Source organism: Oceanobacillus polygoni (genome assembly GCF_008304605.1).
Taxonomy (GTDB): Bacteria; Bacillota; Bacilli; order Bacillales; family Amphibacillaceae; genus Oceanobacillus; species Oceanobacillus polygoni.
Genome location: NZ_PIJY01000041.1, coordinates 24,867 through 48,025, shown reverse-complemented (window position 1 = coordinate 48,025; position 23,159 = coordinate 24,867). Strand labels below are relative to the sequence as shown.

The 23,159-nt window shown below is 40.3% G+C and carries 24 protein-coding genes and 1 pseudogene; 17 read left to right on the top strand and 8 right to left on the bottom strand.

Features of this window, described 5'->3' with window-relative positions; all coding sequences use genetic code 11:
- Positions 1–4: 4 nt before the first annotated feature.
- Positions 5–913, bottom strand: a complete 909-nt coding sequence (locus F1560_RS18275) for an iron-hydroxamate ABC transporter substrate-binding protein (RefSeq protein WP_149476081.1) — start codon at positions 911–913, stop codon at positions 5–7.
- Positions 910–1,710 (bottom strand): ABC transporter ATP-binding protein, encoded by an 801-nt coding sequence (locus tag F1560_RS18270; protein ID WP_149476080.1) that lies wholly within the window; start codon positions 1,708–1,710, stop codon positions 910–912. Before F1560_RS18270 ends, F1560_RS18275 begins: the two co-directional genes overlap by 4 nt.
- Positions 1,711–1,933: 223 nt before the next feature.
- Here F1560_RS18270 and F1560_RS18265 point away from each other — a divergent pair, with 223 nt between their 5' ends.
- Both F1560_RS18265 and F1560_RS18260 read left to right on the top strand, forming a co-directional pair.
- A complete protein-coding gene (locus tag F1560_RS18265; RefSeq protein ID WP_149476079.1) occupies positions 1,934–2,983 on the top strand; it encodes an NAD(P)/FAD-dependent oxidoreductase in 1,050 nt (349 codons plus the stop codon).
- 209 nt (positions 2,984–3,192) lie between these two features.
- Positions 3,193–4,182 (top strand): arsenic resistance protein, encoded by a 990-nt coding sequence (locus F1560_RS18260; RefSeq protein WP_149476078.1) that lies wholly within the window; start codon positions 3,193–3,195, stop codon positions 4,180–4,182.
- 144 nt (positions 4,183–4,326) lie between these two features.
- Here F1560_RS18260 and F1560_RS18255 read toward each other — a convergent pair whose 3' ends face one another.
- On the bottom strand, positions 4,327–4,530 hold the full coding sequence (locus F1560_RS18255) for a hypothetical protein (RefSeq protein ID WP_149476077.1): 204 nt from the start codon (positions 4,528–4,530) through the stop codon (positions 4,327–4,329).
- A 310-nt stretch (positions 4,531–4,840) separates the two neighbouring features.
- A complete protein-coding gene (locus tag F1560_RS18250) occupies positions 4,841–5,176 on the bottom strand; it encodes a L,D-transpeptidase (protein WP_149476076.1) in 336 nt (111 codons plus the stop codon).
- A 162-nt stretch (positions 5,177–5,338) separates the two neighbouring features.
- Between F1560_RS18250 and F1560_RS18245 the strand changes: the two genes are divergently transcribed.
- The 13 genes from F1560_RS18245 to F1560_RS18185 all read left to right on the top strand — a co-directional run bounded on the left by F1560_RS18245 (position 5,339) and on the right by F1560_RS18185 (position 16,641).
- Complete coding sequence (locus tag F1560_RS18245; RefSeq protein WP_187773778.1) at positions 5,339–6,055, top strand: UTRA domain-containing protein; 717 nt, start codon at positions 5,339–5,341, stop codon at positions 6,053–6,055.
- 134 nt (positions 6,056–6,189) lie between these two features.
- Positions 6,190–6,612 (top strand): phosphonate C-P lyase system protein PhnG, encoded by a 423-nt coding sequence (gene phnG / locus F1560_RS18240; protein ID WP_149476074.1) that lies wholly within the window; start codon positions 6,190–6,192, stop codon positions 6,610–6,612.
- Between the two features lie 108 nt (positions 6,613–6,720).
- A complete protein-coding gene (phnH, locus tag F1560_RS18235) occupies positions 6,721–7,320 on the top strand; it encodes a phosphonate C-P lyase system protein PhnH (RefSeq protein WP_149476073.1) in 600 nt (199 codons plus the stop codon).
- Positions 7,321–8,436: a carbon-phosphorus lyase complex subunit PhnI gene (locus F1560_RS18230; RefSeq protein ID WP_149476072.1), complete on the top strand. Its 1,116-nt coding sequence runs from the start codon at positions 7,321–7,323 to the stop codon at positions 8,434–8,436.
- A complete protein-coding gene (locus F1560_RS18225) occupies positions 8,426–9,292 on the top strand; it encodes an alpha-D-ribose 1-methylphosphonate 5-phosphate C-P-lyase PhnJ (protein ID WP_149476071.1) in 867 nt (288 codons plus the stop codon). The genes F1560_RS18230 and F1560_RS18225 overlap by 11 nt, the downstream gene beginning before the upstream one ends.
- Positions 9,285–10,121 carry an ATP-binding cassette domain-containing protein gene (locus tag F1560_RS18220; RefSeq protein ID WP_149476070.1) on the top strand — a complete coding sequence of 279 codons (837 nt, stop codon included), beginning with the start codon at positions 9,285–9,287 and terminating at the stop codon, positions 10,119–10,121. The genes F1560_RS18225 and F1560_RS18220 overlap by 8 nt, the downstream gene beginning before the upstream one ends.
- Positions 10,122–10,194: 73 nt before the next feature.
- Positions 10,195–11,376 (top strand): phosphonate metabolism protein PhnM, encoded by a 1,182-nt coding sequence (gene phnM, locus F1560_RS18215; RefSeq protein WP_149476179.1) that lies wholly within the window; start codon positions 10,195–10,197, stop codon positions 11,374–11,376.
- Positions 11,377–11,392: 16 nt separating this feature from the next.
- Positions 11,393–12,112, top strand: coding sequence for a phosphonate C-P lyase system protein PhnL (gene phnL / locus F1560_RS18210; protein WP_149476069.1), 720 nt, complete (start codon positions 11,393–11,395; stop codon positions 12,110–12,112).
- A complete protein-coding gene (locus tag F1560_RS18205; RefSeq protein WP_149476068.1) occupies positions 12,102–12,908 on the top strand; it encodes a PHP domain-containing protein in 807 nt (268 codons plus the stop codon). Before phnL ends, F1560_RS18205 begins: the two co-directional genes overlap by 11 nt.
- Positions 12,909–13,077: 169 nt before the next feature.
- Positions 13,078–14,118, top strand: coding sequence for a PhnD/SsuA/transferrin family substrate-binding protein (locus F1560_RS18200; RefSeq protein ID WP_149476067.1), 1,041 nt, complete (start codon positions 13,078–13,080; stop codon positions 14,116–14,118).
- Between the two features lie 87 nt (positions 14,119–14,205).
- Positions 14,206–14,970, top strand: coding sequence for a phosphonate ABC transporter ATP-binding protein (gene phnC, locus F1560_RS18195; protein WP_149476066.1), 765 nt, complete (start codon positions 14,206–14,208; stop codon positions 14,968–14,970).
- A 13-nt stretch (positions 14,971–14,983) separates the two neighbouring features.
- Positions 14,984–15,769, top strand: a complete 786-nt coding sequence (gene phnE / locus F1560_RS18190; RefSeq protein WP_149476065.1) for a phosphonate ABC transporter, permease protein PhnE — start codon at positions 14,984–14,986, stop codon at positions 15,767–15,769.
- Complete coding sequence (locus F1560_RS18185) at positions 15,769–16,641, top strand: ABC transporter permease subunit (protein ID WP_149476064.1); 873 nt, start codon at positions 15,769–15,771, stop codon at positions 16,639–16,641. The genes phnE and F1560_RS18185 overlap by 1 nt, the downstream gene beginning before the upstream one ends.
- A gap of 275 nt (positions 16,642–16,916) precedes the next feature.
- On the opposite strand, the gene F1560_RS18180 is transcribed toward F1560_RS18185, so the two are convergent.
- The 3 genes and pseudogenes from F1560_RS18180 to F1560_RS18170 all read right to left on the bottom strand — a co-directional run.
- Complete coding sequence (locus tag F1560_RS18180; protein ID WP_149476063.1) at positions 16,917–17,360, bottom strand: VOC family protein; 444 nt, start codon at positions 17,358–17,360, stop codon at positions 16,917–16,919.
- A gap of 12 nt (positions 17,361–17,372) precedes the next feature.
- Positions 17,373–18,404, bottom strand: a complete 1,032-nt coding sequence (locus tag F1560_RS18175) for a S66 family peptidase (RefSeq protein ID WP_149476178.1) — start codon at positions 18,402–18,404, stop codon at positions 17,373–17,375.
- A gap of 464 nt (positions 18,405–18,868) precedes the next feature.
- Positions 18,869–19,471, bottom strand: a pseudogene (locus F1560_RS18170) (GyrI-like domain-containing protein); the annotation flags it as partial.
- 175 nt (positions 19,472–19,646) lie between these two features.
- On the opposite strand from F1560_RS18170, the gene F1560_RS18165 reads away from it, so the two are divergent.
- Entirely contained in the window at positions 19,647–20,264 is a 618-nt protein-coding gene (locus tag F1560_RS18165) for a YpjP family protein (RefSeq protein WP_149476062.1), read from the top strand.
- Positions 20,265–20,326: 62 nt separating this feature from the next.
- Here the strand turns inward: F1560_RS18165 and F1560_RS18160 are convergent, their stop codons facing one another.
- Entirely contained in the window at positions 20,327–21,037 is a 711-nt protein-coding gene (locus F1560_RS18160) for an NAD-dependent protein deacylase (RefSeq protein ID WP_149476061.1), read from the bottom strand.
- Between the two features lie 150 nt (positions 21,038–21,187).
- On the opposite strand from F1560_RS18160, the gene htpG reads away from it, so the two are divergent.
- Positions 21,188–23,065 (top strand): molecular chaperone HtpG, encoded by a 1,878-nt coding sequence (gene htpG / locus F1560_RS18155; protein WP_149476060.1) that lies wholly within the window; start codon positions 21,188–21,190, stop codon positions 23,063–23,065.
- Positions 23,066–23,159: the final 94 nt, after the last annotated feature.

Sequence of the window (23,159 nt, the reverse complement as noted above, 5' to 3'; positions counted from 1 at the left end):
ATAGTTAGTTAAGGAAAGCTTCTTTGAAAAAAGCAAGCTGATATTCCAATGTTAATGGATCATTGAAATAAAATTCATGTCCATTCACTTCAAATACATTGTCATTAGCGACTGCAGGAATGTTTTGGTAAATGTCTGATTCCATAAAGGAATTGTCTGTTTCATCAAATCGACTAAAGATCATATAGTCGCCAGCATATTCAGGAAGTACTTCTAAAGACATGGCATAATAGCCAGCATCCAGTGCTTCTTCGGCTACTTTTTCAGGCATCTTCAAACCCATTTCCTGATAAAGGATTTCTGTTCCACGGCCCCAGTTGTCGCCGTAAACATAAAGCTGTTTATCGAAGTTTTCAATGACAGAAACTGTCGCATCTTCGCCAATTTCTGCTCGAATTTCTTCACCTGCTTCTGCGGCACGTTGTTTGAAATCATCAATCCAATTTTTAGCTTCCTCTTCCTTATTTAACAGTTTACCAATTTCTAGATGCTGTGTTAAGTAATCAACAGCTCCATATGTAAACAATACGGTTGGAGCGATTTCGTTTAATTTATCCACGTTATTGATACCGGATAGACCAATAATTAAATCGGGCTCCAGTTCAAGGATTTTTTCCAGGCTTTCGTCTGTAACTTCCTCTACATCGGCCAAATCCTCTTCCCATTGAGGATTCATTTTCGCCCAAGCGTCAACCCCAATAAGATTTACATCTAAATCCATCACATTTCCAGCGAAGGATGAAAGAACAACGACACGTTGTGGATCGGCTGGCACTTCAACTGGTCCGTTTTCTGATTCATAGGTGATTGTATCTGAATTGCTATCCGCATTATTGTCTGTTTCTGTACTTTCATTACTACAAGCGATCAGCAGTAAAAGCAGGATTGCAAATGGAAGGATTAATTTTTTCATTGTTGTTTCTCCTCTTTCATTAAGTTGTATGTGATGCACATCGGTTTTCCTGTACGAGGGTCTTCGCCAATTTCCGCATCAATATGGAACACTTCTTTCAGTACATTGTGGGTGATGACTGATTCACAATTCCCAGATTGAACAATTTGTCCATCTTTTAATGCGATAATATAGTCAGCAAAGCGAGCAGCTTGATTAAGGTCGTGAAGTACCATCACAATGGTTCTTTCTTGTTCCTCGTTAAGCTTTTGCAAAAGCTCTAAAACTTCAAGCTGATGTGCCATATCTAAATATGTTGTTGGTTCATCCAAAAAGATAATCTCTGTTTCCTGCGCAAGCGCCATCGCAATCCAAACGCGTTGCCTTTGTCCTCCGGATAGTGCGTCCACTGGACGAAAGCGATATTCGATGGTTCCTGTCACTTCGAGTGCCCATTCAATCATTTCATAATCGCGTTTCTTTAATCGTCCAAATCCACTCTGATAAGGGAAGCGACCGTAAGAAACAAGCTCTCCAACCGTTAAACCGTTTGTGCTTTCAGGAGTTTGCGGGAGGATGGCCATTTTTTTTGCTAGTTTTTTTGTGTCTTGCTTCGAAATATCCTCACCATCCAAAATGACGGTTCCAGATTCGTGTGCAATAATTCGCGTAATCGCTTTTAACAAAGTCGATTTTCCACAGCCATTCGATCCGATGATGGTTGTGATTTTTTTATCTGGAATCTCAACAGTGAGATCCTTTACAATTAAGTGTTCTCCATAACCAATATTTATATTTTCAGTCTGTAGACGAAACATGTTAGGTCCCTCTTTTCAGGTAGCTTCGGGTAGTGATAATGATTCTCATTATCGGGCTAGTCTCCTAAACTATAATTTGCATCGTTTCTTTTGTCAATACATTATTTTTTCCTGTATTTATTTTGTACATATTATAAGGAATTTTATCGATTTGCACTTGACAAAAATGCGTTTTCAATTGAGAATGATAATCAGTGGAAGCTTTTTTAAGGAGTGAAAGAAAGTGAAACAGGATGAATTATTTGATGTGACGGTAATTGGGGGAGGACCAGCTGGGCTATATTCAGCTTTTTATAGTGGTTTAAGGGAAATGAAGACTAAGATTATCGAATTTCAGCCGGTTCTTGGCGGGAAAGTTCATGTATATCCTGAGAAAATGATTTGGGATATTGGCGGGTTAACACCGACCCCTGCAGCAAAATTTATTGATCAAATCATTGAGCAAGGTTTAACCTTTCATCCAACCGTAGTAATGAATGAGAAGATTGAATCCATCAATAAAAATGAAGAAGGCATATTCCTCTTACAAGCATCATCTGGACAAATACATTATTCGAAAACGGTAATCGTAGCTGTTGGTGGTGGAATCTTGAATCCACAACGACTCGATATTGAAGGTGCCGAGCGATTCGAGGTTTCGAACCTGAATTACACGGTGAAATCACTTCAACGCTTCAAAGATAAAACGGTAATTATTTCTGGTGGAGGAAATACAGCAATTGATTGGGCCAATGAGCTGCAGAGCATTGCGAAGAATGTGTTTCTTACATATCGGAAGGATGTTCTATCCGGTCATGAGGCACAAGCGAGCCGGTTATTAAATGGTTCAGCAGTTTGTTACTTTAATTGTTCGATTACAAAGCTAATTGCTCGTTCTAATAAGGATTTAATTGAGCATGTTGAGCTAACGAACCATGAAACGAAAGAGATCGTTTCATTGCCAATAGATGAAGTGATTATCAATCATGGCTATGAGCGTGACACATCTCTTCTTGAAAACAGTCCAATCGATATTGAAATAGCAGAGGGCTACTATATTGCTGGAAATGCGAGCAGTGAAAGCTCTATTCCTGGACTCTATGCTGCTGGAGATATTTTGCATCATGAAGGGAAATTACATCTCATTGCAGGCGCATTCCAAGATGCTGCAAATGCTGTTAATAAGGCGAAGCAATATATTCAGCCAGGTGCAGAAAAGTTTGGTATGGTGTCTTCACATAATGAGCTTTTCAAACAGCGTAACCGTGAAATTATTCAGAACATGGTGCATTAATTGGATGAGGCAATCCTTTGTATGTCGTTAATGCCAACATTTATAAATAAAGAAAATTCTAAATTCATATATTTAAAAAACCGGTTCTTTACTTATGAAGAATCGGTTTTGTTTATGCTGGAGGTCTATTTTTATTGTGTAGGGGCTTTGGTCAAAAAGGATCCCTGCACTATAATTCGTAATAGCACAAACGAGAAGGGATTTTGAAGATGTTTAGGATGAGGGAACAATTAGAAAAACAACAGGTTTGGATATTTGGCCTTTCTATTGTATTAGGAGGGATGCTCGGTATTACATATGAAGATGCAGGTTCGAGCTTGGGGTGGATCATTTCGCCGCTTATTGCTATTCTCATGTACGGGATGTTCGCGCAAATTCCTTTCTTAAAACTACGTGAAGCAATTTCTAATTTTAGATTTCTCATGGCATTATTAATAGGAAATTTTATTGCTGTTCCTATTGTCGTATGGGTTTTAACAGCATTTTTTCCACAACCTTCACCCATTTTATTAGGGGTATATTTAGTTTTGCTTACTCCATGTATTGACTATGTCATCGTTTTTACGCAGCTTGGAAGGGGAAATGAGCGGTTAGTATTAGCTGCGACACCTCTTTTATTTGTTGTACAAATGCTATTACTACCCTTTTATTTGTGGCTATTTATAGGTGAAGGGATGTTGGAAGTTGTTCAGGTCGGACCATTCCTGGAAGCTTTTGTATTACTGATCGTAGTCCCCTTAATTATCGCTGTTATCACTCAAATATGGGCTAAAAGGAAAAAGCTTGGTGAAAAGGTTTTGGCACAAACAGCTTGGCTCCCGGTGCCTTTTATGGCACTCGTATTATTCGTTGTTGCAGCATCGCAAATAAATAAAATATACAATGATCTTCATATTGTTGTACGGGTAATTCCGATTTATGTTTTGTTCTTAATTATTACACCGATCATATCTCGCTTGCTTGCATCCATGTTCAAGCTAGACCTGGGTGCAGGAAGAGCCTTAATCTTTAGTATGGGGACGAGAAATTCCCTTGTTGTACTTCCTTTGGCGTTAGCTTTACCTGATCCGATGGCAACGCTAGCTGCAGCTGTTATTGTGACGCAGACGATAGTAGAGCTAGTAGGAGAATTAATCTATATTCAGGCAGTACCAAACCTGATTTTAAAGGATGGGCATTCAGATGAGAGGATTTCTTGAAGTGATTGTTTTTATGGAGCGAAAAATCTGTGAATACTAAAACGTATAGAAAGAGAGCCGTTATATCGTATAACGGCTCTCAGCATTCGTAAAACCTCAGTCATGTACAGTCTATGCGGACATTCTCTTAATAGTCGATGCGTTTTATTCTTGTCCTTCCTCTTCTTCTCCTTCTCCCTCATCTACTTCTGGTTCACCTGAATCATCTTGGTCTGCTGGCTCTTCAGTTGTAGGCTCTCCATTTGCTGGTTCTTCAGGATTTTCTTCATCCTCTGATGCACATCCAAATAATAAAGCTGTCGAAAGCATTGCTGACATTGTTGCGAAAGTTAATTTCTTTAATTTCAACGTCATCACCTCTTCAGGAAAATTTGATTCCCCTTCAGTATAGTGGAAAATTATTAATGTATGGTTAACTCAGAGTTAAAATATTTAAATAAATCAAACTATTAACACTACTTATTGCCTAGCATTTTTTTACTTATCAATCTTTTGTTTGGGTAAGTAGTAACTTCCATAAGAAAAATGAAATAGGGAAAATTGCACGGGTGAAGCAATTTGCCTTGTCAGTGTACAGTGATCGTAGGGGAAAATATGCTAAAGCAATTGAAGTCGCACGACGTCTGACCAATCGAGATGACGAGGAGATATTGCTTCGTTAAGTATGAATATATACGTTGGTTCCGATTGGGACCATAGATGAAAGCTCGGTAACATCGTTGTTGTACATCCGGACGCACCCATGAGACACTTCTTTTCCAATCGAAGACGGATCGTTTGTGCCGTGAATCCCATAATGCGGTTTCGATAAGCCCATCCATAACACACCAAAAGGTCCACCTGGATTTGCCTCTTTATTCACAATAATATAGTTTCCGGTCGGCGTTGGTGTTAAAACTTTTCCGACAGCAATCGGATATGTTTTTAATAATGTGCTTGCGTCATACAATTTCAGCTGGCGATTACTTACAGATATATCAATCCATCGTACCAACACAATCAACTCCTGCATTTATTTTGTTTATATATATGGGATCACGCCTATTTATGTTCTTAAACGGTTCAGCACGCTATTTTCGTTATTCCCGTTGAGTCTGAACATGCTACAATAAACATATAATTTTGGCATAAGTAGGTCAGTGCTCGAAGGGAGAGGATTCCAATTATAACAGACACACAAATCATCGATGATATGATGCAGCAGATTGTCTCAAAGACATGGAAGCCAGGAGCTAAGCTGCCGTCTGAAAATGAACTTCGGGAAAAATACCAAGTACCCAGAATGACGGTTAGAAGTGCTCTGACGAAGCTGGAAGAACAGGGAATGGTCTATTCGGTGCAAGGAAAAGGGCGCTACTTAAGAGAGAAGTCAAAGAAAATTGGGTTGCATCTAACTGGGAAGGTAAGCTTTACTGACAAAATGAAGCAGCTGGGCTATGATTTGACAACGAAAAATATTGATTGTGAAAAAGTTCCCTATGATGCGAAAATCTATCAGATCCTTCAGGCTGAAGAGGATGAAGCTGTCTACAAGATTGGCAGAATGCGCTATATTGATGATGAACCCATCGCCATCCATAATTCGTTTGTGAGAGAGAAGAGCTTTCCAATGATTCAGGAGGATGGACCAACGATTCAATCGATGTTTGCCTATTATCGAACACATGGGTACGATGATTTTTCAAGTAGCAAAACATTACTGAGCATCACCTTTCCAACAGCTGGTGAACAGCAGTTATTTGCTTGCAAAAGCATGGTTCCGCTCATCGTCGTTGAAAGTAATTGTATGGATAGGGAATCTGAAAAGGTATTGGAATACACGAAGATTTTATATCGAAGTGATAAGTTTCAGTATGATATTACGATGGACTAAACAGGTAAGAGCCTAATATGGGTTGCTTACCTGTTTTTTTATATTAAAAATATTTACAAAAAAGATACACTCTCTTAACACACAACAACTTGGCGACAAGTTAAGCTTGGTTTGTGAAGGAGGTCGTACCGAATATGAAAAGACGAAGAAGAACAGAAATTCTTATTCAAGGTGATCCTGCATTAGCAAAAAAGCTTGCGGAATCCATTATAGCCATTTATGGCTATCGTGAAATTATTGCCCCACAGCAAGGACTGACGATGGTTAAAATGCGAGAGTCAGCGAAGAATTCCCTATTTTACATGGGTGAGGTCTTAGTAACCGAAGCAAAAATAGAAATCAAAGATTGCATCGGGATTGGAATCGTTGTTGGCATGAAAGGCGATCTTGCTAGAAATCTAGCGATAATTGACGCGGCATACAAAGCGAACCTCCCAGAAACAGCAGAATGGGAAGCGGAGTTAGTAGAAGCGGAAAAGCAAATTATCCAAAAACGAGCAAAAGATCAAGCGAAGCTATTTGAAACAAAAGTCGATTTCCAGACGATGGATGTTTAAGTAAATACATATACATTTAAAAAAAGTCAAAGGTAGCAGTTGCGAAAATTGGCTTTCGCTTAGCTCGTAAAGTTTTATTCCTTAATACGTCAGACAGGAGAGATACGAATGGCTATTGATCACGTGCATGATTTGCAGTTTGTTTACAAAAAAATATTGAATAGTATGTCACGTCCGGGTCAGATTGCATCGCTTCAAGCGTTAGAAGGCCGCAGTGATTACAATCTGCAAATGCTGGATGCAACGTTGCTTACAATCATGTCCCTTCTCGATCGAGAGGTGACATTTCATGTGCTTACGGAAAACGAAGAAAACGTAGCAGAAAAAATTTCAGAATATACATTAGCACTCCATACAACCATCGATCAAGCAGACTTTGTCATCGCACTAAATGGAACACCAGAGACAGCGATTATCCAAGCGATGGCACAATGCAAGAAAGGGAGCTTAATCGATCCACATGCATCGTCTACTTGGATTATCGAAAGCGCGTTTAGTGACGAGCAAGAGAGTGAGCTTCTGTTAACAGGCCCTGGGATTAAAGATCAAACGAAGCTACGAACAGCGCTAACACCAGCTGTGTGGCAGGCGAGGAATGCATGTGTGGCGGAATATCCATTAGGGATTGATTTGATGTTGACAGATGAAGAATTACAAGTTGTTTGCATACCTCGGACAACGAAGGTCGACATGATGGGGGTGGAATAGATGGGCTATGTGGCAGTAAAAGGTGGAACGCAGGCGATTGATGCTTCCATCGAACGGTTGACTTATGAACGGTTAAAAAATGAGGAAATCATCGAGATTGAGACGATTATGGCAACAATGAAAAGTTTGATTGACCAAATTATGTCGGAGAGCAGTTTATATTCCCCATACTTGGCAGCTCTTGCTATTAAACAAGCAGAGGGAAGCATGGAAGAGGCTGTATTCTTAATGCGGGCACATCGCTCGACATTACCGAGACTCTATTACAGCCAAGCAGTTGAATCCGAAACAATGCTTGTGGAACGACGAATTTCTGCTAGCTTTAAAGATATTCCTGGTGGGCAGATCCTTGGAGCAACAAAGGATTACACGCATCGTTTACTAGACTTTCAGCTGTTAGAGGAAGATCGAGCAGAAAATGAAGCGTGGCTAGCCCTCTATCAAAAGGCATCAGAAGCAGTAAAAGCATCCGATACGGTAGCATATTTTCCGAAAGTGGTAGATTACTTGCGGGAAGAGGGTTTATTTGAAAACTATAAGCCAGATAATACAGCTCCAGTCGATATTACGAAGCAAAGCATAGCGTTTCCGGCTCCAAGAAGTGCTCGTTTGCAAGTGTTAACGAGAGGGCAGACAGGTGCAGTGACAGCATTAGGCTATGCTTCGTTACGAGGATATGGGCAAGTTCATCCAACTGTTGGAGAAGTGCGTGTTGGCAGCTTGCCGATCTATGTCGCGCATCCAAATGAAGGCGAGATGGATGAAGAGGATGCGTTCTACATCGGTGAAATTCAAGTTACCGAAGTGGAGTCGTTTGTTCCAGTTACGAAAAAGAATGAGGCGAATGACCAGGAACTGGAATTCGAAATAGGCTACGGTATTTGCTACGGCCAAAATGAAACAAAGGCAATTGCGATGAGTATTTTAGATCAATGCTTGGAGCATCCGGAATCGAGTTTTCCGACACACGATGAAGAATTTGTTTTATTGCATATTGACTCGGTGGAAGCGACAGGGTTTATATCGCATTTAAAACTGCCGCATTATGTTACATTCCAATCGAAATTGGATAGTATCCGTAACGTCAAGAAAGGGGGACATACAGATGAAAACTAAATCCCATTTTGCGTTTTTTGATGAAGGGTCGAAAAAGGAAATTCGCCGAGCGATTTTAAAGGCTGTAGCGATACCAGGGTACCAAGTGCCATTTGCTTCGAGAGAAATGCCGATTGCGCGTGGCTGGGGAACTGGCGGACTGCAAATTACGTTATCGATTATTGGAAAAAATGACGTATTAAAGGTGATTGACCAAGGTGCGGATGAATCGGTCAACGCTGTTAGCATCAAGAAATTAGTGCAATCAACGACCGGAGTGGAGCTTGTCGAACGCACGCAAGAGGCAAGTATTATCCAGTCACGGCACCGAATTCCAGAAGTGCCGCTAACCCCAGAGCAAATTCTTGTCTTACAAGTTCCAGAACCAGAACCACTGCGACGTGTTGAAAAAAGTGCATACAAAACAAAAATTCTACATTCAGAAAATGATTATAGTGGTGCATGGCTCATGCTTTTTGAACAAATTATGAAGTACGGCAGAACAGCTACAGGGGCAGACCATCCTGTGTACGTGAATAACCGCTATGTGATGGCGCCGAGTCCGATTCCAAGATACGACAACCCGAAACTGCATCAATCGGAAGCAATAATTTTACTTGGTGCAGGGAGAGAAAAGAAAATTTATGCAGTCCCACCCTATACGGATGTGGAGTCGCTTGCCTTTGATGACTATCCATTTTCAGTAGAATCCTTTACCGGAAAGAGCTGTCATTTATGCGGTGCGGAGGATGTCTTTTTAGATGAGTTAGTTGATCCAGCTACTAATGAAACAATCTATCAATGCAATGATACGAGCTATTGCATTGAACAATTAAATAAGAGCGAGGAAGTCGAGGTGGAGACAAGCCATGCATGAAGAGCCTCTATTGAAGGTGCGGAATTTACAAAAACAGTTTGGCGATGGATGCAGCAGGTGTAAGGAAAGACAGAACTTAGAAAAAAATTACTGTCCAAATTGCGGGACGGTCTATGCTTGTCAGGATATTTCATTTGATTTATTTGCCGGAGAGATACTTGGAATTGTCGGGGAAAGCGGAAGTGGTAAATCGACGATGATGCAATGCTTGTATTTTGACGCGGAGGTCACATCTGGAGCGGCATACATTGATGCTGGACCAGGTTCAGCCGAACAGAATGTATTTGAACTGTCGTCCCAGCAGAAACGGTACATTCGCAATCATCAGTACGGCATGGTTTATCAAAATCCAGTGCATGGATTAAAAATGAATTTTTCCTCGGTTGGAAATATAGCGGAAAAGCTCATTGCAGCTGGGAAGCGGAATGTATCCGAGATGGAGGAAACAAGTAAAAATTTATTGCAAAATGTACATATTCCGCTGTTTCGAATGAAGGAAGAGCCGAGGAATTTCTCGGGTGGCATGCAGCAGCGTGTACAGATTGCCAAGGCGCTGTCAAATAACCCGCCAATTTTATTTTTAGATGAAGTAACGACAGGTCTTGATTTATCTGTGCAAGCAAATGTGCTAGATCTTATTAAAAGAATTCAACGTGAACTTGGGATTAGCATGATCGTTGTTTCCCATGATTTAGCGGTTATCCGCATGCTGGCAGATCGTACGATTGTGATGCTGAATGGTTCCATTATTGAGGAAGGTCTGACAGATCAAATTTTAGAGGATCCGCAGCATGCATATACACAGCAATTGGTTTACTCATTACTTTAGAAGTTGTTTTAGAAGTTGTTCAAAAAGTCCGGTATCCTTTTTGAACTTGTAATTATAGGGAGGAACGTTGATGGTGCTTATCATTCATAATGGAAATATCGTAACAGAAAATGAAATTTTAGAAGGTCATGCAGTAGTTGTGAGCGGAGAAACCATTCAGGAAATTATCCCGGAAGATAGGCTGTCTGATTACCCGACTGCCAAGCTAATTGATGCCAACGGAGGTTATATTTCCCCGGGCTTTATCGACATCCATTCCGATTATATTGAAGGAATTGTCTCACCACGTCCGACTAGCATGATGGATGTCAATATTAGCTTGCGTGAAGCAGAGAAAATTCTAATTAGCCATGGGATTACGACGATGTTCCATTCGCTATCCTTTTATCGAGAAGATGTGTTTACCCATAAACCGATGCGCTATCCGAAAAATGTTCAGCGTTTAGTGGATGCGATTGACGCGACGCATAATGAATTGCGATTGATTCGCCATCGCCTGCACGCACGCTTTGAAATTGATAATATCGATGAAGTGGAACGGCTTGTTGAAAATATTGAAAATGACAAGGTACATTTGCTATCCTTTATGGATCATACGCCAGGTCAAGGGCAGTACAGAGATTTAGAAGTTTACCGGGAAACGTTAAAAGGCTATCGCGATATCTCTGATTCCGATGTGCAAACGATCATCGCAGAACGTCAAAACAGTACTTTTATGACGATTGAAAAAATAAAAGAAGTTGCGGAGATAGCTTTAGCGAAAGGTATTGCCGTTGCCTCCCACGACGATGATGATGTTGCTAAGATTGATTTGGTAAAATCCTTTGGAACGACGATTAGTGAATTTCCGATTACATTGGAGGTCGCTAAAAAGGCTAAGGAAATGGGATTGCAAACAGTTGCTGGAGCTCCAAATGTACTGTTAGGCGGCTCGCACTCAGGAAATTTATCAGCAGCAGAAGCAATCAACCATGGCTGTATTGACATTCTTTGCAGTGATTACTATCCAGCTGCATTACTCCATGCCATCTTCGAATTACACGAAAAGCATCATTATGATTTACATGAAATGTTTCGAATGGTCACCATTAATCCAGCCAGAGCGGTACGGATGGATGATGAGCTTGGCTCCATTAAACCTGGTAAAAAAGCAGATCTTTTAATTATTGAGCGGATGGATGATGGTTATCCGATGCTGACAATGACAATGGTAAACGGAGCAGTTATCACGACGACGAACTACCGATTGAACTAAAGGGAGGGTAGCTAATATGACAATGCTTGAAGTGAATGATTTTGGCAAAAGGTTTACAATCCATCATTTAAATAAAACAATGCAAGCAGTAGAACAGGTTAATTTTTCGATTGAGAAAGGTGAATTTATTGGAATTGTTGGTAAAAGTGGCAGCGGAAAATCGACTATTTTAAAAAGTATTTACCGTTCCTATTTACCAGATATGGGAGAAATTATGTATGATTCTGCACGGTTTGGAAGGATTGATTTATGTAAGGCTTCAGAACGACAAATGCTTTATTTAAGGAAATATGAGATCGGCTATGTGTCGCAATTTTTAAATGTGATGCCACGAACGACATCAAGACAGCTTGTGGAAAAGGCGCTCCTTGAGATGGGCGAAACGGAATCAATTGCGCAGATTGAAGCGGAGAAGGCGCTCACCCATTTTGAATTGGACCCGAAGCTCTGGGATACATACCCGAACACTTTTTCAGGTGGAGAAAAGTTACGATTAAATATTGCGATGGCAACGGTAAAAAAACCAAGACTCTTATTGCTTGATGAACCGACTGCAAGCTTGGATCAGCAATCGAAGCTAAAGGTACGTGAAATTATTGAAAAATTAAAAGCAAATGGGACGACGCTCGTAGGGATTTTTCATGATATTGAATTTATGGAGGGGCTTTGCAATAAGGTTTACGATATGCGCGCTGGTAAGCTTCTTGCTGGAGCTGGTGTTATAAATGAAGGCTGATTTACATGTGCATAGTATGTATTCCGATGGATCTGATTCGATTGAAAAGGTGATGCGTGAAGCACAGTTGAATGGTGTAACACATCTTAGCTTTGTGGATCATGATACGACCGCGGGATTGCATGAAGCGCAACGGTTAGGAAAACAGTATGGAATTGAGGTTATTCCTGGCATCGAAATTTCAGCATACGACTTTAAGCGAGATCTTAAAGTGCATATTCTTGGATATAACTATCAGCCAGATGCACGTCATATTAAACAGCTTTGTGATCCGCTCCTAAAACGTCGTCATGCACACACGCTTTGGCAAATCGAGCAGATACGCCAAGCCGGCTACTCACTCGATGTAACAGCAATCACTGAAGCTGCAAAGCCGAGTAAAACGGTCTATAAGCAGCATGTGATGCAGCAGCTGACAAGTGCTTCTTTTTCATCCGCTGCCTATCAGTTGCTTTACAAGAAGCTCTTTAAAGGAGACGGGCCGGCAGCAGGCGATATTGAATATGTTGATGCGTTTGACGCTGTTCGTGCAGTGGTCGCTGATGGCGGGATTGCGGTCGTTGCGCATCCAGGGCAATTGAATTCCTATGCCCTTATACCAGAGCTTGTAGAGGTAGGATTAGGTGGCATTGAACGTAATCATATGGATCACGATGAACAAGACGTGCTAAAAGTTGAATCACTAGCGAATCGCTATGAGCTAATGATGACTGGTGGAACGGACTATCACGGTACATTTGGAGAAGCTATTCAGGTAGGAAATATAACGAGCCCGATATACCCATTGTTTAGTTAGTTTGAATTATCTTAAGATAATGTTAAAACATTGTAAATAGCCTATTTTTTCGAAAAAATTATGTTTTAATAGTAGCTGTGTGGGTAGGGGTTGAACTGACAATCAGCAATCCTTATGACCGATGGTTATACTGCACATCTAAATTTAAAAGGTGAAGGAGAACTCATTCATGAAGAATAACTGGTATTTAGTAGGAATGCTCGTTGCAGTACTTGTAATGCTTGCGGCTTGTTCTGGCGGAACAGCTTCAGGTGAGGATGGAGAAGTAGATGATGTGATTAACATTGTATGGTACCCGAATGAATCTGGTAATGATATGAAATCTTCACGTGATGAAATTGGACGAGTGATAGAAGAGGCAACAGACAAGGAAGTAGAACACCATCTAACAACCGATTATGCCATTGCAATTGAAACACTTGTTAATAATAATGCAGATGTTGCGTTTATGGGGGCAGTTGGATACATTGAGGCTAAAAATGGAAATGATGCGGTAGAACCTTTAGTCGTTCCATCTGGTGAATCTGGTACATTAGACGATGCCATTTATTATAGCTGGTTAGCAGTAAACGTGGATGAACAAGATAACTTTAAAGTGGACGGAGAGTTTTCATTAGATACGATTGCTGATAAACCTTTCTCTTTTGTGTCAAACAGTTCAACTTCAGGGTTTGTCGTACCATCTTCTGGTATCATTGAATATTTCAGTGAGCAAGAGGAATATGCAGATTTAACTGGGGAGGATCTAATGGAAGGCGGTCCATTATTCTCTCAAGTATTATTTGGTGGATCACACCAAGGTTCAGCAGTTAATCTTTTAAATAATTCTGTTGAGGTAGCAGCGTTCTGTGATACGTGTGTGGAAAGCTATGTTGAGCTTGTTGAAGGGGAAGCAAACACACCTGGGTCTGTTTATCGTGTTAAAGACGATGCTGCAGAGCCATTCAATACCGTTGCTGGAAGTGAATTTGTATTAATGAGTGTAACTCCAGTATTGAATGCACCATTTGCTGCGAATTTAGATGTGTTAGGACAAGAGGATTTTGATACGTTACAAGAACTATTTTCTTCGGATGAAATTGCAAATAACGAGCAAATCTTTGTACCAGAAGATTCTGGTGAGTCTGGATTATTCTTTAAATCAGGTGAGGAGCGATTTATTCCTGTTGAAGACTCCTGGTTTGACCCAATCCGTGAGCTTTCAGAATAAGTAGATTACACATGGAGATAGAGTGTGCATGTAAGGTTGAATGCATGCTCTATTTTACTAAATAGGTGACAAAGGAGTGGAAAAAAGATGTCATTACTACAAGTAAATAACCTTGGAAAATCGTATAACTCGGAAACGCAAGTGTTAAAAGATGTGAATTTTACTGTGGAAACTGGTGAGTTTGTTTCTGTCATTGGTCCATCTGGTGCGGGGAAATCTACGCTATTACGCTGTATAAATCGGATGGTTGAAATAAATGAAGGAAAAGTTATTTTCAATAATTCAGATGTCGGATCTTTAAAGAAAAAAGATTTGCGGAAATTGCGTACCGATATCGGGATGGTATTTCAGCACTATAATCTAGTACCACGTTTAACCGTAATCGAGAATGTACTTCATGGTAGATTTGGTTACAAAACAACCTTACAAGGCGTGTTAGGGCGATTTAGTGAAGAGGAGAAGGAACAGGCATTTTTCTTGCTTCAGAAACTTGGGATTGAAGAGCATGCATATAAGCGCTGTGATCAATTAAGTGGTGGGCAGCAGCAACGTGTTGGCATTTGCCGTGCACTGATACAGGATCCAAAGCTTATTCTCTGCGATGAGCCAATTGCCTCTTTGGACCCCAACTCCTCCAAGGTTATTATGGATCACTTAAAGTCAATCACAAATGAACTTGGCATCACCTGTCTAGTAAATCTACATCAAGTAGAGGTTGCCCAAGGCTATTCGGATCGAATTATTGGGCTAAGAAAGGGCGAAATTGTATTTGATGGAAAGAGTGCTCTTCTGCGTGAGGAACAAATTAATCATATTTATGGTACGGAACGACGGGAATTAATTACGGTATAAGGAGCAATTAAGCGTGAATGAAAAAGCGATGCGAAAAAGCAGATGGATTACGACAGTTTTCTTAATCATCATTATAGGTATTACGTACTTGTCAGCAATGATAACAAAGTTCAACTTTATCGACGGAATCGCAACGTTGCCAAAAGCGTTAAGCTGGATCTTTGCAAATCTCTGGATCACGCAAGAAACATGGGAAAGACTGCCCGCAATTTTAGGGAAGCTTAATGAAACGATTTTTATGTCGATAGCAGCAACAACGCTTGCGGCAATTATTTCCTTATTCCTAGGTTTAATGGGATCAAAAACAACAAAAGTAAACAATGTTTTCAGTATGCTTGCTCGATTGATTGCCTCTTTTTCACGAAACATACCGGTCGTTGCATGGTCACTCATTTTATTGATTTCATTCGGACAAAATTCTTTAACCGGGTTTTTGGCTTTATTTGTTGGTACGCTTGGATTTTTAACAAGGGCATTTATCGAATCAATTGATGAGGCTAGCCAAAGCGCTGTGGAAGCACTGCAAGCTACTGGTGCGACGTATGCACAAATTGTAAACAAGGCGGTCATTCCCCAAAGCCTGCCACAAATGCTGAGCTGGATTTTATTTATGATTGAAACGAATATCCGAAGCGCTACATTAGTCGGGATTTTAACCGGTACGGGAATCGGGTATACGTTTGATTTATATTATAAATCGCTAAACTATAATGCAGTAGCACTTGTAACCTTTACGATTGTCATTGCTGTCATCATTATTGAACTGATTTCAAACCGGATACGGAAGGTGATCTTATAATGGAAATACTAAGAGGAGGGGCACAGCCAAAGCAAACCTACATAAAACGAACACGAACTGGCAGAATTAATATTAAAGCTGGAAATAAGGTCGAGCTCGTGACGAAGTGGACGATCGCAATGTTGTCTGTTTTAACAATTATGGCTTTCTTTTTCTTTGACTACACAGGGTTGCAGTTAGAACGCGCAATTACGGAAACCGCATATAATTTAAAGACGATGTTTTTAGAGCCAACTTTAAGTCATTTTAGCTGGGGAGAGGCGTTCTATCAGATTGGTATTACGGTTGGTTTAGGTATTTTAGCAACGGTGATTGGAGCGATTATTGCCCTATTTCTAGCCTTTTTAGCAGCTGAAAATCTATCCAAGCCATGGATATCAAAAACTGTCCGTGTTGTTGTCGCATTTATTCGTGCCGTTCCAACCGTATTATGGGTGCTCATTTTTGCAATTGCCGCAGGTCTTGGCAGTGAAGCTGCTGTACTCGGTATGCTATTTCACTCAATCGCTTATTTGGTGAAGGCTTTCTCCGAATCGTTTGAAGAGGTCGATCCAGGTATTTTAGATGCAATGCGAGCAACCGGCTCAAACTGGTGGCATATGGTGACACATGGTGTGCTCCCATCAACCTTTACGTATTTATTATCCTGGACATTTTTACGGTTCGAAATTAATTTCGGTGTCGCTGTTGCAATGGGAGCCGCGGCAGGAGCAGGCGGTATTGGATTTGAGCTCTTTATGGCATCCGGTTTTTATTTTGACTTGCGCGAGGTTGGATTTATTACGTACGCAATCCTCATTATCGCGATATTTTTAGAAATAGTTTCAACACAATTGAAAAATCGTTATTTCCCAGCGGCTACAAAGAATTGAGTTTGGTATAAAATCCTTAGGCACACTCTATAAGTAACAAAAGATAGACTACTAATCTTTTTTTAGTAGTCTTTTTTTCTATTAACACGTACATCCATATTGATTTAAATTGTGTTAGTGGATAATCCCTGTGCACTGTTTTTTCGTTTTCTCCAAACGATTTTAAAACAATATCAACAAAAGCTTCGGGGGCGCATTGCTTTTGTGGTCAGGGTTTAGTTCGATCTTCAAAAAAGGCTTTATAAAACATGACAAGTCCTTTCGAGTAAATACTTTTATTCTTTCACAATCAACATATCATTCTCATCAAATTGCCAGTTCTCGCCATAAGCAACTTCCCAATAAAATCCATTCGGATCCTGGAAATAACCGCTATAGCCACCCCAGAATACAATTTCAGGTGCTTTTACAATTTTTGCTCCAGCTCTTTTGGCAACTGCAAAAACTTCATCGACTTCTTCTTTGGATTTTCCATTATATGCTAGCGCAATTCCACTAAATCCCGTACTAACTTGCGGGGGATTCTCTTCATTAATATCTTTTGCTAAACGATCAATTTGGAACAAGGATATTTTTGTGCCGCCATTATTGAAAAAAATAACATCTGGATCAGATTCCTCACCATAGACAACAACGTCAAATCCAAGTCCATCGCGATAAAACGCTAACGATTCTACCATGTCTTTCACACCTAATGTGATTAAATTTAAACGATTCATGCAATCATCTCCCTATTCTACAGCATTTTCAATAATCGAGAAGTTAGCCTCATTACAATCTATTTCAGCCTGTACCCCATATGGAAGAATGAATTTTGGTTCAGTGTGGCCAAAGTTCATATTATAAAGAATTGGCAAGTCCGCTAATCCGTATTCCTGCATAACTGTGCGTATCGCTTCCTTATATTCAGTGTAATACATTTCATCATAAGGCTTGGCAACAAGGATACCATTTGTTTTCTGTAAAATACCTTGTGCAGCGTAATTTCGCAGCCAGTATTTGATCAGGTCTGGCTTGGGTTGTTCCTCTGACGTTTCAAAGAAAAGAATACTTTCTTCCCAATAGCTTGACTCTGGCCAGAGAGCTGTCCCTTTTGCGAACTCAAGAACATCCATGCATCCGCCAATCAATCTGCCTTGTACGACACCATTTCCCTGTAGCACTTCATAAGCTGAATTGGGCTGCATCTGCCTCCGAGTATCTTTGTTTGCGATATCCCATTCTAAAAATTCACTCGTCCATTCCTTAGCAGGTTTAACTTCTCCAACTTTTTCATTCGAGAAAAGTGTTTGCTGAATGCTATTTACGGTGTAAGGGTGCATCTCAATATTTTCGGCAAAATCCGTTAAGATGGCTGGACCATAAAATGACGAAATCCCAGCTTTATGACAAAATAAATGCGCTATCGTGACATCGGAATATCCCATAAATATTTTCGGATTTTCATGAATGGTATCGAAGTCGATATATGGAAGCAAACGGATACTTTCTTCTCCACCAATGTTAGCGATAATTCCTTTAATACTGTTATCAGCAAATGCCGTCATCAAATCCTCGGCTCGAGCTTCTGGATGTGCGTAAAGATAATCCGATCCCTTTAAGCTGTTTGGCATAGCGACAACTTCTAGACCGAATACATCCTTTAATCGTTGGACACCTTGCTCATAGCGCCATTGTAGTGGTTCATCCCCAGCACCGCCCCAAGAAGGGCTAACCGTTGCAACTTTGTCCCCAGGCTGTAGTCTCTTTGGTTTTATTAACATCAAATCACGTTCCTTTGTGTGCATAATATATATACATTCGTGATTGTTTGCTAAATTCCTGCTTTCATTAGTAAAAAAAGAAGGAGCTTCATCAGCAGCTCCTTCTTTGATCCAGTTATGGTGATGGACGATTCGGTCCATGCAATTTAACACCAGTCTTATTCTCTTTTTTTAATGCATTTAATTCTTCCTTGCTTTTATTTTTCGATTTTGGTCTTCCTGACATCTGAATCCCTCCTTTATTGATTAGTCTGTCTTATTTTTAAAAAAAGATAATCGAGATCATAATATTAACAATCCTCTCAGGATAGGCTAGTGTTGTTCTAAACGCTGGAGTTGGTAGGACAGATGCTGCAGTTCACAATTAGAGCGTGCCCAGTCCGTGTCGCGTTAGCAGCAGCTAAGTTGAAGCGCTCTATACACAAAAAAGGACTGAACATACGTTCAGTCCCCTTGTAAGCCAGTTACTTCGTCAAAACCGGTATCCATATTTCACTTTTAAAATTTGGCGACGATACATCTTTATTTTCATTCCATAAAATTTCGGGTCCTTCTGCCTGTTCATAGTTTGCGGATGGGAACCATTCCGAATAGATCCGTCCCCAGATATTTTGTAACGTGTCGGGGAATGGGCCGATTGCTTCGAAAACTGCCCATGTTGTTGCAGCAACTTCAAGCGCAGTGAAGTTATCTGGGCAATCCTTCGTCGTTGCCACACCGATATAATGATCAAGCGTACCTTTTTCCTCCATGCGCTCTTCGGAAAAATTCGCCGATGCGGAAATAAGACCGCGTGGATCGACATTCGATAACTCCTTTAATTGCAAAATTTTATCCTCTGTTAAACTTTCCCACATAGCAGCGATTTCTGGATTTACCCCCTCAAATTGAATCGGTACGTTTTTCTTTAGACCAACAATACGAAATGCTCCTTTTTCTTCAATTCGGTAGTTCATTTCACTTCCTCCTTTTATCGTTAACTGGAAGGTCATTCGTGGAAAAGCTTTTAGTTCCTTTCCGTTCAATCTCGCTTCAGATGGTGTGACTCCGTGCAAACTGTGAAAAGCAAGAAGTGAATAGAGCTACCCGACATTATGTGCCCGATTTGGCAGGGTACTTCCATCCCTATAGTATTATCTGAAAGTAATTGTGTAAAATTTTAGTAAAAATAAAAAATAGGATAGACTTGTCCGGATAACATGTTAAAATTGAAATAGAAGTTACATAAGAAGGTGAGATTCGATGAAGCTTTGGATGAGAAAACTAGCGGTTGTCTTCGTAACTATTTTCACATTAGGAATGTACAGTCCGACAGCTCTTTTAGAGATCGATGCAGAGGAAAATGAAGACGCATTTTCCTCTGGAGCAGATATAAACAACCATTCTGGTCCTGTAACGGAATTACGAGAAGAAATTGATTATACGATACCCTTGCCTATAGTAGAGGCGAATCCGAAAGAACAAGCCGTGAAAGAGTTAACTGAACAGGCAAAGGAACAAGCGATTATCAAATTTGGCTCTAGAATTGCAAGCCAAGTAGAAGCAGAGTTCACAGACATCATTTTACCGAACATCGAAGCAGTTCTAGCTTCTATTTTAGACGAATCTGGTACAGATAATTACGCCTATTTTGCAATTACAGAAAACCCGGCAGAAGGCTATGGTGAACGCATTTTTAATGTATATGATGAAAAAAGAGGGCAAGATGTTGCGAAGTTCCATGTGCGCCGGGATAACCGTCCGCTAGAAGGGCATTATTTCAATTTCCATTACCATGTCAGCAGCGATGGATTTAAGGAGCATCACGATATTGGCGAAATCTATTGGGATAAAAATACACCACCGAGGTGGATGGCTTAGAGTCGTGAGCTGCTTTCTCATTGTTAGAGACAATCTAACAATGAGAAAGCAGCTTATATTTTTTATGGAGCACCATCCAACTCCTCCAACAGCTTCCCAATCTTCCGATCACGAATTACCTCATCTGCAGCATAATCAAGCGCAGTCTTCTCCTGATTCACAATCACCAATTTAGCCCCGCTTTCCTTTGCGATAAGGGGAAATTGGTTTGCTGGTGTAACGCTTAGCGAGGAACCCAGTACAATAAACAGATCCGCTCGTTCAGCTTCTTCCAATGCCAATTGAAAAGCATCTTCTGGCAAAGTTTCACCAAACAATACAATAGAAGGGCGCAAGATTCCGCCACAAGAACAGTGATACTCCTTTTTAATATATTCCTTACTGTCATACACTTTGCCACAGGATTGGCAGTGTAGCTTTTGCAATGTGCCGTGAAGCTCGGCAACTCGTTTGCTGCCTGCAAGTTGATGAAAGCCATCGACATTTTGGGTGATAATCGATTGGATAATGCCACGTTTTTCCCAATCCGCTAAAATCAGGTGGCCATTATGTGGATGATATTCCTTCACACCAAGTACCCGCTCACGATAGAATGCAATAAATTCATGTACATTATTATTTAGCGCATCCGTACTAGCAATTTTACTAGGATCTTTTTTCTGCCAGAGCCCTTGGTTTGCCGAGCGAAAGTCTGGCAGTCCACTTTCGGTTGACATCCCCGCCCCCGTGAAGACAACGGGATAGCTTGCATCACGCAACCATTCTTTCAACATAGGATTCCCTCCGATTCATTCTAGATAGTTCCATTATACAACAGCTATTTTAATTGACATCAAAAAAAGGATGTGTTATTAAATGATTAGGGATTAGCACTCATTGTCTTAGAGTGCTAAAAGACTGCTTGAAAAGAGGAGATGGATAGTATGAGCAAGGTAGCATTTAAAGCAGAATCAAAGAAACTATTAGATATGGTAATCAACTCCATTTATTCACAGCGTGAAGTCTTTTTACGAGAGCTTATTTCCAATGCGAGTGACGCCATTGACAAAATCTATTACAAAGCACTAACCGATGACTCACTCACGTTCAATAAAGATAGCTACTACATAAAGGTCGATGCGAATAAAGATACACGCACCTTAACAATTACGGATACTGGAATTGGAATGACAAAGGAAGACTTGGAAGAGAATCTTGGTGTCATTGCGAAAAGTGGTTCCCATACATTTAAAACAGAGAATGAAATCAAAGATGGCCATGATATTATCGGTCAGTTTGGTGTCGGCTTCTACGCGGCGTTTATGGTAGCTGACAAGGTAACAGTGATCAGTAAGTCAATTGAAAGTGATGAAGCATTTAAATGGGAATCAACGGGTCCTGATGGCTACACCATTTCATCAGCTGAAAAAACAGAGGTTGGTACCGAAATCATTTTAGAAATCAAAGAGAATGAAGAAGAAGAGAATTTTGATGAATTCCTAGAAGAATATCGTTTGAAACAAATCATTAAAAAATACTCTGACTTTATCCGCTATCCAATCAAAATGGATATCACAGAAAGTAAGCTGAAAGAAGGAACAGAGGACGAGTACGAAGACGTGATTGAGGAGCAAACAATCAATACGATGGTTCCAATTTGGAAAAAGAACAAAAGCGAACTTACTGACGAGGATTATGAGAATTTCTATAATGAAAAGCATTACGGCTATGACAAGCCATTAAAGCATATCCACATTAATGTTGATGGTACGATTCGTTATAACGCGATTCTGTATATTCCAGAAAACGCACCACATAACTATTATACGAGGGAATTTGAAAAAGGACTTGAGCTCTATTCCAATGGCGTGTTGATCATGGATAAATGCGCAGATTTACTCCCAGATTATTTTAGCTTTGTGAAAGGAATGGTAGACTCTGAAGATCTATCATTGAACATTTCCAGAGAGATGCTCCAGCATGATCGCCAGCTGAAGCTAATCGCAAAAAACATGAATAAGAAAATCAAATCACAGTTACAAAGTATTTTAAGAGATGATCGTGAGAAATATGAGAAGTTCTATAAATCATTCGGTCAACAGCTGAAATACGGTGTATATAGCGACTTTGGTCAGAACAAAGACTTGCTGCAGGATCTATTATTGTTCTATTCTTCAAAAGAGAAGAAGCTCGTCACATTGGATGAGTACGTATCACGGATGCCAGAGGATCAAAAGTATATTTACTATGCAACTGGTGAGTCCAATGAGCGCATTGAAAAGCTTCCACAAACTGAACTTGTAGCAGATAAAGGCTACGAAATTTTGTTCTTTACCGATGAAATCGATGAATTTGCCATCCGCATGCTGATGAATTATAAAGAAAAAGAGTTCAAGTCTGTATCCAGCGGTGATCTAGGTATCGAGGATGATGAAAAGGATGCAACAGAAGAAGCGCAACAAGAAAATAAAGACCTATTTGCAGCAATGCAAGAAGTCTTAGCGGGCAAAGTAAAAGAAGTGCGCGCATCCAAACGATTAAAATCACATCCTGTCGTATTAACTGCTGACGGCGAAATCTCTATTGAAATGGAAAAAATAATAAATGCAATGCCAGATGACCAAAACATCAAGGCTGACAAAGTGCTAGAGATCAATGTAAATCATGAAATCTTCCAAGCGCTGAAAAACGCTCAAGATCAAGATAAAGAAAAATTGAATCTATATACAAACCTTCTTTACAACCAAGCACTCCTCATCGAAGGACTGCCAATCGAAGACCCAGTTGACTTTACGAATGATATTTGTAAAGTAATGGTGTGACACTAACAAGGCCCCTGCATGATGCAGGGGCCTAATTTGTATATTTGCTAAGAAATGAAACTCGTCCGCACGAAACTCGAAACTAAGACACCAC